Annotated in this window: 13 protein-coding genes; 2 read left to right on the plus strand and 11 right to left on the minus strand. The window is 52.5% G+C overall.

What is annotated here, in order from left to right:
- Positions 1-122: 122 nt before the first annotated feature.
- Both NTX59_05195 and NTX59_05200 read left to right on the plus strand, forming a co-directional pair.
- Positions 123-1,442: a clostripain-related cysteine peptidase gene (locus NTX59_05195; GenBank protein MCX5785063.1), complete on the plus strand. Its 1,320-nt coding sequence runs from the start codon at positions 123-125 to the stop codon at positions 1,440-1,442.
- A gap of 457 nt (positions 1,443-1,899) precedes the next feature.
- Entirely contained in the window at positions 1,900-3,210 is a 1,311-nt protein-coding gene (locus tag NTX59_05200) for a clostripain-related cysteine peptidase (protein MCX5785064.1), read from the plus strand.
- 200 nt (positions 3,211-3,410) lie between these two features.
- Here the strand turns inward: NTX59_05200 and NTX59_05205 are convergent, their stop codons facing one another.
- The 11 genes from NTX59_05205 to NTX59_05255 all read right to left on the minus strand — a co-directional run bounded on the left by NTX59_05205 (position 3,411) and on the right by NTX59_05255 (position 12,882).
- Complete coding sequence (locus NTX59_05205) at positions 3,411-3,848, minus strand: hypothetical protein (GenBank protein MCX5785065.1); 438 nt, start codon at positions 3,846-3,848, stop codon at positions 3,411-3,413.
- A 121-nt stretch (positions 3,849-3,969) separates the two neighbouring features.
- Positions 3,970-5,436 (minus strand): ATP-binding protein, encoded by a 1,467-nt coding sequence (locus tag NTX59_05210; GenBank protein ID MCX5785066.1) that lies wholly within the window; start codon positions 5,434-5,436, stop codon positions 3,970-3,972.
- A 74-nt stretch (positions 5,437-5,510) separates the two neighbouring features.
- Positions 5,511-6,179, minus strand: a complete 669-nt coding sequence (locus NTX59_05215; GenBank protein MCX5785067.1) for a heavy metal response regulator transcription factor — start codon at positions 6,177-6,179, stop codon at positions 5,511-5,513.
- A gap of 122 nt (positions 6,180-6,301) precedes the next feature.
- Positions 6,302-7,231: an SDR family oxidoreductase gene (locus NTX59_05220; protein ID MCX5785068.1), complete on the minus strand. Its 930-nt coding sequence runs from the start codon at positions 7,229-7,231 to the stop codon at positions 6,302-6,304.
- Positions 7,232-7,343: 112 nt separating this feature from the next.
- Complete coding sequence (locus NTX59_05225) at positions 7,344-8,675, minus strand: UDP-glucose/GDP-mannose dehydrogenase family protein (protein MCX5785069.1); 1,332 nt, start codon at positions 8,673-8,675, stop codon at positions 7,344-7,346.
- A 206-nt stretch (positions 8,676-8,881) separates the two neighbouring features.
- Complete coding sequence (locus tag NTX59_05230) at positions 8,882-10,120, minus strand: hypothetical protein (GenBank protein ID MCX5785070.1); 1,239 nt, start codon at positions 10,118-10,120, stop codon at positions 8,882-8,884.
- A 159-nt stretch (positions 10,121-10,279) separates the two neighbouring features.
- Entirely contained in the window at positions 10,280-10,696 is a 417-nt protein-coding gene (locus tag NTX59_05235) for a response regulator (GenBank protein MCX5785071.1), read from the minus strand.
- Positions 10,697-10,743: 47 nt separating this feature from the next.
- Positions 10,744-11,496: a hypothetical protein gene (locus NTX59_05240; protein MCX5785072.1), complete on the minus strand. Its 753-nt coding sequence runs from the start codon at positions 11,494-11,496 to the stop codon at positions 10,744-10,746.
- A complete protein-coding gene (locus NTX59_05245) occupies positions 11,489-11,950 on the minus strand; it encodes a DoxX family protein (GenBank protein MCX5785073.1) in 462 nt (153 codons plus the stop codon). The genes NTX59_05240 and NTX59_05245 overlap by 8 nt, the downstream gene beginning before the upstream one ends.
- Complete coding sequence (locus tag NTX59_05250) at positions 11,950-12,579, minus strand: thioredoxin domain-containing protein (protein ID MCX5785074.1); 630 nt, start codon at positions 12,577-12,579, stop codon at positions 11,950-11,952. The genes NTX59_05245 and NTX59_05250 overlap by 1 nt, the downstream gene beginning before the upstream one ends.
- A gap of 12 nt (positions 12,580-12,591) precedes the next feature.
- Positions 12,592-12,882, minus strand: coding sequence for a DUF167 domain-containing protein (locus tag NTX59_05255; protein ID MCX5785075.1), 291 nt, complete (start codon positions 12,880-12,882; stop codon positions 12,592-12,594).
- Positions 12,883-12,916 lie beyond the last annotated feature (34 nt).

Raw genomic sequence — 12,916 nt, forward strand, 5'->3', positions numbered from 1 at the left:
GAACTCCCTAAAAGCTTATGGCCTAAAGCATATGGCTTATGGCAGTCTAGGCCCTTTGGGTAACTCCGCTTCTGGGTCTTAGGTCCCTTGTTAAAGATCAATGGCAGGGTTAAACTATATACATGCGGAACAAACTTAACACCACCACGGAGGAATCCATGATACGCAAAATATCGCTGTCGGTGCTGGCCGTGTCACTGTTCGCTTCCCTAGTATCGGCGGAAGTCGATTTTGACAAAGGCACGGGCATCAATATTAAGGAAGAACTGGCGAATACAGAGGTTACGCCTCCGAGTGCGCCGCAGGACAAAGGCGCAATATGGGACTGGTTTTTCGGAGCACCGGCGCCGAAGGGACCCGCTGAATGGACTATAATGGTTTTTGTGAACGGCAAAAACAATCTGGAGCCGTTCGCCCTCAAGGACATGAATGAAATGGAGCAGGTCGGCTCTTCAGCCAAACTCAATATAGTGGTGGAAGCCGGCCGCATGGGCGAGTATACCACGGTAGGAAACTGGACCGGCACCAGACGCTACCTTATAAAGAAAGATAAAGACACCAACAACGTGACCTCCCCGGTGGTACAGGATATGGGCAAGGTGGACATGGGTAATTACAACAGCGTGATAGATTTCGGCAATTGGGCCAAGAAGACCTATCCCGCCAATCACTACATGCTCATAATATGGAATCACGGCGCGGGCTGGATAAAATCCGTCAATACCAATAATAAAGGCATTTCTTACGATGACGAGACCGGCAATCACATCAATACCCCGCAGATGGCCGCCATACTCAAAGGCATAGGCGGAGTGGATATATATGGTTCGGATGCCTGCCTTATGCAGATGGCGGAAGTGGTCTACGAGATAAAGGATTACGCGCAGTACATTGTAGGTTCGGAAGAGACCGAGCCCGGCGATGGGTACACTTATAATACCTTCCTCGGTCCCTTGGCGGCCAAGCCGGCCATGACCGCGGACGAACTTGCGAAGACCGCGGTGAACGCGTATGCGGACCATTACAAGGCCAGCGGCGAGGGTTCCACGCAGAGCTATATAAAATCCACCAGCATCCCCGGAATGCTTAACGCGGTGAACGCTTTCTCCTACGCCATAACCCAGGCGGGGGATAAGAGCGTTGTGAAAAGCGCCATGAGCTCGGCCCAGAGCTACGCTTATCCGGAGAACAAGGATCTCTATCACTTCGCCCAGCTCGTAGTGGCGGGAACCAAGTCAGCGGATGTTAAAGCCAAGGGCAACGCGCTCATGTCCTACATAACCGGCATGGTGCTGGCCAACAGGACAACCGGGAACTACTCCGATTCCCACGGTATGGCCATTTACCTGCCGCCGTCCGCTCCCGAGGCCGGTTATACCGACCTTGCCTGGGCCAAGTATTCCAACTGGAGTCAGTTCATTGGCTGGTATCAGAAGCCGTAAAATAACGGGTTTGTGGAATTCAAAAGGGCCGGCTGGCGACAGCCGGCCCTTCTTTTTTGCCGTAAGAGTAAATGCATAAAACGCCGTACGCTTTAGGCCGTAAGCGGAAAGATTGCCATAGGCTATACGCCATATGCCATAGGCCTTAAGGAATTCCTTGAAAGCATATAGCTTATGGCGTATGGCTTACGGCGCGGCTGGAACAGCCGCACGGCTTACGGCTTATGGCGGCGGTGGCGCCCTTATGGCCTATGGCAATAATTGCGGCTAAAAGTTACGGCTTATGACGGGAGCGGCGCTCTTACGCCCTGCCACAGCGCCTTTAGGGCTTATCTGATATGGGCTTTTCGTCGGGGCCGAACTGGGCCTTTTGCCTCTTGTTGCTTTTTGACCGTAGTGATAAACTATATATCGTCCGCTTTCGATAAGTATCGCAATGTTTTGCAAGGAGGAAAAAATGTTTAAAAAATTCGCCTTATCCGCCGTAACCCTGTCCATGCTGGGCTCGCTCGCTTCAGCGGAAATAGGTTTTGACGGCGGCGCGCAGGTTAATCTCAAAGAGGAATTGGGCGCCGTTGAAGTTCCGTCCATCTCTCCGGCCTCGCCCGAGAAGGGCATAATATGGGACTGGCTGTTCGGTAAACAGCCCGCCGAGTGGACCATAATGGTTTTTGTGAACGGCAAAAATAATCTGGAACCGTTCGCCTTAAAGGACATGAACGAAATGGAAGTTGTGGGTTCCACCGCCAAGCTTAATATAGTGGTGGAAGCCGGCCGCATGGACGGCTATGACACTTCCGACGGCGATTGGAAGGGAACCAGACGGTTCCTGATAAAGAAAGATAAAGACCTGTCCAAAGTGACCTCGCCCGTGGTTCAGGACCTGGGCAAGGTGGACATGGGCGATTATAAGAGCGTTGTAGACTTCGGCAAATGGGCCAAGCAGAAATACCCGGCGAAAAAATACATGCTTATAGTCTGGAATCACGGCTCCGGCTGGGAGAAAGGCATTAGACGGCCCATTTCAAAGGGCATCTCTTACGATGATGAGACCAACAACCACATCAACACTCCCCAACTGGGCCAGATACTCAAAGACATCGGCGGCGTGGACCTTTACGGTTCAGATGCCTGCCTCATGCAGATGGCTGAGGTGGTCTATGAGTTGAAGGACAACGTCAAATACATAGTCGGTTCCGAGGAAACGGAGCCCGGCGACGGCTACACCTACGATACCTTCCTCGGCCCGCTTGCGGCCAAACCGGCCATGACCCCTGAGGAGCTGGCGCGTACCGCCGTTGACGCTTATTCCGATCACTACAAGGGCGGCTCAGAGGGTTCCACTCAGAGCTTCCTTAAGGCGGCTTCCATCCCCAAGCTGCTCACCCTGACCAATGACTTTTCTTATGCCGTTACGCAGGCGGGGGAAAAGGATCTGGCCAAGAGCGCCAGGGATGCGGCCGTGGGATTCGCCATACCGGAGAATAAGGACCTTTATGATTTCGTCAGTCACGTAGTGGCGGGGACCAAAAATCCCGCCGTGGCCGAAAAAGGCAAAGCCCTGATGTCCTTCATTACCGGCGGGTTGGTGATGTATAACAGAACGAATAATTCCGCCGGCGGCTTTTGGTCCGGGCCTGTTGACTACGGTCCGGCAAAGGGCATATCAATATACATGCCTTCTTCAGGCCAGGGCGACGGTTACGCCGATCTCCAATGGGCGAAGTATTCCAACTGGGACGAGTTCATCACCTGGATGAACAGCTAAAAAGGCATTTAATCTAAGGGGCCGGCGTTAAAAAACGCCGGCCCCTTTCCTTTGCGTGCTCACCGCGCGCAGCCAGAAAAATTCAGTAAGGTGTCCATCTTACTTCTTGATCCGGAGTAACCGCAATCTCGACTTTCGGGCATAAAAATACCGGCAGCCGTTTGGGCTGCCGGTATTTTTATATATTTGCGGGGAACGACTTATTTTCCCGCTGCGGCCGCTGCGGGCGCTACGGGAGCTTCGGGTTTCTTCCCCTCATGCTTGCCCATATGCTTGCCTTCGTGCTTCTTAATGACCTTAACGTCGGTTTTGTCGCCCTGGGTTTTTACTTTAACTTCTTCGCCGACTTTGAAACCGGCGATTTTCTTGACATCAACGCCGATGGTCTTTTCTACGGCAGTCTTTTTGTCTTTCACGGTGATTTCGTTCTTCACTGTGTCAACCGCGGTTATCTCGCCCATCATAATTTCAGCTTTCGGGGCGGGCACATGTTTCCTGACCGCCGGCTTAACCGCTTTGGGGGCTTCCACCTTAGGGGCTGCCGCAGGGGCCGCCACAGGGGCGGCCGCAGGGGCTTGCGCGAAGCTTAAGCCTGCGAAAGCGATGAGGGTTACTGCCGCTAACATTGATTTTTTCATTGTAGTTTCTCCTTTCAATTTACTTCCTTGTTTCTAGTATAGCAAACAATACGTTAAGCCCGAATTAAAACAGGATTAAAAGATTTTAATGCTTAAACTGAGGGTTTGCCCCATTAATCATTTACCCTATGTCCTGGCCGGGAAAAGAAACGCTGAAAGAAGAGCCTTTTAAAGGTTCGCTTTTTACGATTATGGCGGCGCCGTGCGCGTCAAGGATGGATTTAGTTATGGCAAGCCCCAGGCCGAAGCCTTCCGTGCTCCTGGAAGAATCGGCCCGGTAAAACCTTTCAAAAACGTGCGGCAGGTCTTTTGGCGCTATGCCGCGGCCAGTGTCGGAAAACATAACCAGAACCCCGGCGCCCGCGATAGCGGAGCTCATGATTACGGTCCCGCCTTCATCGCTGTATTTAACGGCATTGTCCAGGATATTCAAAAAAGCCCGCCTCAACTGTCCGGCGTCGGCCTTTATTTCAGGCAGACCGGGAGCCAGCTTAAGAGCGAGCTTTATGCGCTTTTTTTCCGCCACCTGAACCATGTCGGAGGCAAGCGATTCAAGGACCTGGTTCAGGTTCACCGGCGAAATATCAAGGGGGATTTCCCGGTTGTCAAATTTGGCCAGCGTCAGCAGGTTCTCGACCAGTCTTGAAATTTTGTTGGTTTCTTCCAGGTTGCTTTGCAGTATCGAGGTGTATTCCGGCTCGGAGCGGGCTTTTTTCAGCGCTACTTCCAACTCGCCTTTTAAGATGGTGAGCGGCGTTTTTAATTCGTGCGAGGCATCCTGAATAAACCGCTTCTGCGAAAGGAAGGAACCCTCAAGCCGCGAGAGCATGTCGTTGAACATGCTGGCAAGATCTCTGATTTCGTCTCTGGTGTCAGGCGCGGGGATGCGCAGGCTGAGGTTTTCGGCGCTTATCTGCCTTATTGTTTTTATCATTCCGTGCACCGGCTTAAGCGCCACGCGCGCGAATATCATGCCGGCCGCTCCGGTAAAAAGCACTATGAGCGGCACAAGAACGGCCATCATGGTCCGTAAGTTATTCAGCGCGAACTCGGTCTGATACAGGGGCCTTGAAGCCTGTATGAGGTAAACAGTTTCGCCGTCTTTCAGCACGGGAGTGGTATAAGAGCGGTAAACGCTTTCTTTGTCCTGCGAATCCGGCGCTTTAATGGTGTCGTAGGCGGCTTCGCCCCTGACGGCTTCGTTCAGCGTACCCTCCGGTATTTCCGGGGCATTCGCCGCGCCCGGGGAACTCGCCAATATTATGCCACCGGCGTCGGTTATTTTCACCTCTATGGCCGCAAATTTAGGGTCGTAGACGTCGCCGTTCAACAGACTCTGCGTCACCTTAAAAAAAGTTCCGCTTTTAGAGGAGGCCTTGGGCACCCTGCCGGTTTCAATTTCCTCCGTTTCCAGATAGGCCTCAACGGCGTCGGCAAGGCCCTCGGCACGGAATTCAAGCAGCCGGTCCATGTTCTCGTAAAGCGTTTTTTGAAGATTATTGTAGACCAGCACGCTGAAAAGCGAAAGCGTTACCGAAAGGGTCAGGGCGTACCAGACGGTCAGTTTGAAGCGGACGGATTTGAACATAAAGTTTAAGTTGCTGCTTGGGAAGGTAACTGCTCAGGTAAACCTAAGTGATAACCTCCCGGCTGCCTGCGAATTTACGGTTTCAGAGTGTAGCCTTTGCCGCGGATGGTGTGGATGAGTTTTTTTGAACTTCCCTGGTCTATTTTTTTGCGCAGGTAGTTTATAAAAACATCTATCACGTTGGTGTCGGTGTCAAAATTTATGTCCCAGACATGCTCGGCTATCATGGTGCGGGTTACAATGGCGCCTTCGTTCCTGATAAGATATTCCAAAAGCGCGAACTCTTTCGAGCTCAGCGTTATTTCCACTTCGCCGCGCCTTACTTTGTGGGAGAGCAGATCCATTTCAAGGTCTCCGGCTTTGAGCAGCGTCGCCGGTTCAGCCGGGTTTTTCCGCAGCAGAACGCGCACCCGCGCCAGCAGCTCTTCAAAGGCGAAAGGCTTGGTGAGGTAGTCGTTGGCGCCGGAGTCAAGGCCTTTTACTTTGTCTTCCACGCGGTCTTTGGCCGTCAGCATAAGTATGGGTTTCAAAAAACCGTCCTCTCGGAGCTTGGCGCAAAGGCTCAGGCCGTCAAGGCCGGGCAGCATAAGGTCAAGGATAAGCAGGTCGTACGGGTTCTCAAGAGCCAGCCGCAGGCCGTCGGGGCCTGTCAGGGCCGTGTCGGCGGCGTAATTTTCCTCTTTAAGGCCGCGCTTGATAAATTCGGCTATTTTTTTTTCGTCTTCAATTATCAATATGCGCATGTTAATATAGAAGTCAGAATACAGAATTCAGAAGCTGGGATTTCGAGGAACTCTTTCATTAATCTGGTTTTTGCGTTCTATATTCTGACTTCTGTCTTCTGACTTCTCTCATCCACCTGTTGTCAAATGTTAGCCCTGAAATAGACCACGGTCTTTTTCAGGCCGCTTTCCAGGTCCACCTTCGGGAACCATTTCAGTTTCGTCTTTGCAAGCGTAATATCCGGCCTGCGGACTTTGGGATCGTCTTCGGGCAGCGGCCGGAAAACTATTTTGGAGCGGCTGCCTGTTATTCTTTTTATGGCGCGCGCGAGTTCAAGCAAGGTTATTTCCTGCGGGTTGCCGATATTTACCGGTTCGTTTATTCCCGACAGCAGAAGGCGGTAAATGCCGTCTATAAGGTCGGACACGTAGCACAGGCTTCTGGTCTGGGAGCCGTCGCCGTAAACCGTGATGGGCTTGTTCTTTAGCGCTTGGGCCATAAAATTGGGCACAGCCCGTCCGTCTTCAATGCGCATATTCGGGCCGTAAGTGTTAAAGATCCGCAGCAGGCGCACCGGCATTTTGTGATAGCGGTGATAGGCCATGGTCATGGCCTCGGCGAAACGCTTGGCCTCGTCGTAGACTCCGCGCGGGCCTATGGGGTTGACATTGCCCCAGTAGCTCTCGCGCTGGGGGTTAACCAGCGGATCGCCGTAAACTTCCGAGGTGGAGGCTATCATGAAGATAGCCTTCTTGTCTTTGGCAAGACCCAGCGCCTTGTGAGTGCCCAGCGCGCCCACTTTAAGCGTTGGGATGGGAAATTTGAGATAGTCAATGGGGGAAGCGGGGCTGGCGAAATGCAAAACGGCGTCCAGTTTTCCCGGCACATGCAGATAGTTGGTCACATCATATTTTATGAATTCAAACTTCGGCTCTTTTAACAGGTCCTGTATGTTGTCCACTCTGCCAGTGATGAAGTTGTCTATTCCCACAACGGCATGGTTCTTAGCCAGAAGATATCTTGAAAGATGGCTGCCCAAAAACCCCGCCGCGCCGGTAACAAGTATTCTCATTTGGAAACTCCTATACTATTGCCATAGGCCGTAAGCCGTATGCCATAGGCTTTTATAAGGAGCACCTTATGTGCTTATGGTTTAAAGCGTATGGCTTATGGCGTCGGTCGGCTTACGGCCGACCGACAGACGTATACGTCCACCCCATTTTGCGCATCTTGGCCGGGTCAAACAGATTGCGGCCGTCCACCATTATGGGGTGTTTCGCGAGCGCCATGACTTTTTTCAGGTCAAGCCCGGCGAATTCTTTCCACTCGGTGACCAGGCACACGCAATCGGCGCCTTTCACGCAATCGTAGGCGTCCATGGCAAAGTAAATCCCCTTGATGACGTGCCTGGCGTTTTCCTGCGAAACAGGGTCATAGCCGCGCACTTTCGCGCCCCGTTTTAAAAGTTCGCGCGCGATATCTATGGACGGCGCAAAGCGCATATCGTCGGTTTCGGGTTTAAAGGCGAGACCCAGCAGCGCTATCGTCTTGCCTTCCAGGTTCCAGAGTTCTTCTTCGATTTTTTTAACCAGCCACATTTTCTGGTTTTCGTTTATGTCTTTCACATTCTTCAGAAGTTCGAAGTTGTAGCCCACCTGGTTGCTCAGCCAGTAGAAGGCTTCCAGGTCTTTGGGGAAGCAGAAACCCCCGAAGCCGATGCCGGCTTTAAGAAAAGAGTTGCCTATGCGCTTGTCGAGTCCCATGCCCCTGGCCACGTCCTCCACATTGGCGCCGGTCCTTTCACAGACATTGGCCACGGCGTTTATGAAGGAGATCTTGGTGGAAAGGAAAGAGTTGGAGGCGTGCTTTATAAGTTCCGCGCTTTTTACGCTGGTAACCACGATCGGCGCGCCCTTTATCGGCTTGTAGATCCGCCGCATAAGCGCTTCGGCCTGAGGCGACGATACGCCTACCACCACGCGGTCGGGCTTAAGGAAATCCCAAACCGCCGTGCCTTCGCGCAGGAATTCCGGGTTTGAGGTGACGTCAAAGGGTATGCAGCGCTTATTGTGGCGCTTTACTGTCTTGTTTATCCAGTCGCAGGTGGCCACCGGCACGGTGGATTTTTCCACTATTACCGTGTAGCCGGTCATGTTTTTAGCCACTTCCTCTGAAACTTTTTCTATGGCGGAAAGGTCCGCCGAACCGTCTTCGCGGGGCGGGGTGCCCACGGCTATGAATACGGCCTCGGCCCTGTGGCCTTTGTGGTGCAGCCCGTCTTTTATGGAATTTGAAAAATGCAGACGGCCGGCTTTCACGTTTTTCCTAACCACGCGCTCCAGGTCGTCTTCGTAAATGGGCATTACGCCCTTGCGCAGCAGCGCGATTTTTTTTGGGTCGCTGTCCACACAGACCACGCGGTGCCCAAGCTCGGAAAAACACGCGCCGCTGACCAGGCCCACATAGCCCGCTCCCACCACGCAGATGTTAACCTTTTCGTTCACTGGTTTTTTCATCTTTACTCTCCGAATAGTTAGTCAGGATTCAATTGTAATTGCCTGCCATAAGCTTTAAGCCATAAGCCGTACGGCTGTTCCAATGCTTGCGCAGGTGCCGTATCAGGAGCTATGCTCAGCAGACGGACAGCCGCGCCATAAGTCGTACGCCATAAGCTATATGCTTTCAAGGAATTCCTTAAGGCCTATGGCATAAAGCGTATAGCCTAAAGCTTATGGCGCAGTTCTGCCGGGCCGCAGGCCAATTCGGAACCCGCTTCCGGCTCCAGCTCATGCGCCTTTGCCAGTTCGCAGGCGCGCTTTTTTTCCGCGAGGCCAAGGAAATAGATGGCGATGAATATGACTGCCAGCCCTATCCAGTCTTCCAGTTTCGGCGGTTTGGCGGCCATCAGGAAATACACTATCAGGGTCGCTATGGTGCCCGCGATAAGCGAGGTCAGGCGGTTGACAAGTCCCGAGAAGGTGGCGGTACGGCCCTTGAACATGAACAGGAACACCGAGAAAAAAGCGCCTATGCCGTAGGGGATGCCGGCAAGCGCCGCTTTAAACCAATCCTTATGAGCGTTTGAGAACGCGCCCTGAAAGTTGGCCACAAAATCTTTGGGATTGGCCAGGTCCGGGGTCATGAAAAATACCACGGTCAGCGTTGCCAGGATCATTGCGGTGCTGGCGGAAAGTTGCTCCACAGCGAAGAAGCCCTTGTTGTCGTAGGGCACGCCCTTTGTCCGCGTATTCTTGAAGTAGTTCATTATGTAGATGCGGATGGAGTAGGCGGTAATATAGCTTGTCAGTATGGTCATCGCGGCCGCGTTCTTTATAAAGGCGAAATTATTGGGATCAAAGACGAACAGCTGTTTCAAGGCGGCTATTATCCCGTGCGTCTCCTGCATAAGGGCGATGGCGCCTTTGAAATTCAGCAGCTGGAGAGCCACCGCGAAAAGCGCAAATATCACGGCCACGTTCTCTTCCCAGTAGACGGTCTTTGTCAGGATGCCCTGGCGTATCTGTATGGAGTCGATGATGCGGCTTATTATAATGATGCTCGCGCGCATGATGATCATGGCGACCATCACCGAGATGGGCAGCAGGTACATCAGCGTGGTGGTCGGTATGACCACCGCGGTGCAGACACCGGACGGTATGATGTAGAGGAATTCTTTGGGGAAGGTCAGGCCGAGCACCGTGATCCTGCCCTGGGATTGGAATTTGTACCATTTCCAGATTATGACGAGCGTTACGCAGAAAAGGCTGGACAAGAGAGTGGAGTAGACCATATACTGCACGTCGCTCATGGCGGGATAGCCGGGAGCGGTGTTCATGAAGTATTTCGGGAAGACCCCCGTCAGTATGTAGGTGGCGAAGTAGGCGAACGCCAGCTGCAGCAGGCGTTCCGTGGTGCCGTCGTGCGTTTTTTGCGTAAAAGCGATTTTCAGTGTTTTAAGCATATATTTTAGGAGCCTCCATGGCTGGATAACATTATATATAAATATTAAGAGCCGGAAGGAACGGGGGGTTGAAGGTTCTTGGTCGTCAGCTGCCGGTTGCCGGGGAAAGGGGGGATGAAAAAAGCCGTCCGCGAACGCGAACGGCCGGCTGACAATAATTTATGTTTTTGGGGCTCTTTTCCGGGAAATTTCGGCGGCTTTTTTTATTTTGGCCAGCAGCATTTCCAGGTCAAAAGGCTTAACAAGATAGTCCATGGCGCCGAAAAGAAGGGCGTCATTCAAGGTGGCGGCGTCGTTTAAGCCGCTTACGGCAAGTATGGGCACATGGGCGGACGCGGGCATGGACCGGATATCGCCCATAAGGCTTATGCCGTCCTCACCGGGCATCATGATGTCCATCAGAACGACATCGGGTATTTCTTCCGGTTTGGCCCCGGCGAAGAATTCCTTCGCCTTTTTAGGGCTTGAAAATGTTTTTACTTCGCAGTTGTCGGAGGAGAGCCCCGTCTCGTAAATTTCAAGTATGGCTTCGTCATCGTCCACCGCCACCACCCGTATAGGTTTTTCCTGTTCCATAGCTTAAGTATCTTAATTCTAACAAAAAAACCGCTTCCCGGTTCGCACTATTTGCCGGCTTCCTTTACCTGGCACTTAAAAACCCCCCTGGTGCTCGGCAGGTAAAAAAGTTTGCGCAGTCCGTAAAGCTGATTAAGCGAAATAAAACTCCTTATGTCTTTCGCGTCATCCTGGCTCTGAAGCGGGATAAGGCGGTAAGGCTGCCTTATGGCTTCAAAAAGAGGCTTTACTTTTTGTATATCGTAGGTTTCAATGTTTTTTATCTCATGTTCCTTGGAAGCGTGTTCCCTGAACTGGTCAAGCTCGTCACCCGCGATCGGCTCCGCTATCAGGAACCCGTAAAGTTTTTTATCCAGCGGCAGCTTTTCTATGCTTTTTTTGGCTTCGCCAAAGGCGTAAGAGAAGGCCTCCCCGAAAGTGTTGAGCGGGGCGTCTACCCGGCGCAGCTCCCCGTTTATGTAAGCCGAAATACTTAAAACTTCGCCGCGGTAAAAAACCATTTTATTCCCGGCTCCGTCCTGGAAATTCAGTATTTCCGAGTTTTCTATTTCACGGAAAAAATCCTTCGCGAGCTGCACGCTCACAATCCCCCGGCGCGTTATGGAGGCTTTTTTTGTCTCGATCCGCATCATCGCCTGGCCGTCCTGCGATATTTCCATGTAGTACTCTTTTCCCGTTTGAAGAGCGGACACGTTCATCCAGCTGACTTTGGCCGCGGCTTTCTGGCCGTACGGGCGGAAAGCGAGGGCTGGCAATACCGCGCAAAAGAACATTGCCGGAAGAAATATTTTTCTAGTCATGTTTATCAACCGCCGAGTCCAGCGAAAATCCCGCGCCGAGCCGGAAAGCCATAACGGCAAAGATCAGCAGCGGAATATTGCGCGCGAATTCCCCGGCAAGCGAGTTGGAACCGCTGGTCCCGAAGCAGCCGCAGGACAATACCGGCAAATGCCGCAGCCAGGCCTGGGCGAGCAGGGCCTCGAAACCCAGCAGCAGCAGGCCGAGCGAGGCGGCGCAAAAACGGGTAAACAGGCCGGTTGCGAGCATAAGCCCCAGATAAAGTTCAAGCCAGGGCAGGGCGAGCGCCGTCCAGAGCGCGAGCCACGGCGGAACTACTTTGTAGCCCTCTATGGCGTAGGCGAACTCCTCGGCCGGGGAAGCGGCCTTTAAATAGCCCGCGTAAATAAACACCCCGCCCACGATAAGCCTTGCCGCCAGCCCGCACGCCATTTTAGCCCTGTTTTCGTTTTCCATTATTTTTTCAGCAGATTGTCAAAATGTTTTGCCGCGTCAACCAGCTGGCCCGCGCCCACGGCGCGTTTTCCGTTTATGAAAAAAGTGGGCGTGGCAGTCACGCCTTTCAGGTCGCCTTCGGCCATTTCAAGCTTTATTCTTCGGATGGTTTCGGCGTTATTTGAGCAGGCCTCAAAAGCCGAAAGGTCAAGGTTCAGTTTTTTAGCGTAGCTGAAAAATTCAGCCGGTTTTTTTTCCGCGTGCCCCCAGAGTTCCTGATTTACAAAAAGCAGGGCCGCGTATTCCTGAAATTTACCCTGCTCGCCCGCGCAGTCGGCGTAAGCGGCGGCGTGAAAGGACCATTTGTGTATGGACATAAGCGGATAGTGCTTGAAATGAACCGCTATATGGCCCGCGTAAAGCTTAAGCATCTCTTCCAGTTTGAAATAGGCCATGCTGCAGTGGGGGCAGGCGAAGTCGGTGTATTCATAAATTTGTATCTCGGCTGTTTTCCGGCCTAAAGCGCGGAAGGCCGGAACGGGCCGCATTGGGCCCAGGTTCATCTGCCTTGCCAGTAAAGTTGCAAGCGTGGCCATGAATATAAGGAACGCCGCTATGGCAAGCTTCCTCGCTGTTTTTACATAGGACATAATGTGATTATACTATAAAATTTTTACTATTTTGGAGGGGCAATGCGCGCCTTTAACCAGATGTATCCGCTTGGGTTCCCTGCCCGTTGAGGCCGCCAGCAGGCTTATGGCCGCGATGTTGGCAAGCCCCCGTTCAGGCGGCGCCTTGACCCATATTTCATAGGCGTCGGCGGCTTTTTTAATTATCTTTTCCGTTTTGGAGGCCGCGTGAACTTTAAGTTTTATGAACATAACGGTAGACATAAGCGGCTGTTCCAGCCGCGCCATAGGCCGTATGCCATATGCTTTTTTAGGAGTTTCCATAGAGCTTATGGCCTATGACATATGGCTTATGGCC

The organism is Elusimicrobiota bacterium (assembly GCA_026388155.1).
Lineage (GTDB): Bacteria > Elusimicrobiota > Elusimicrobia > Elusimicrobiales > UBA9959 > UBA9634.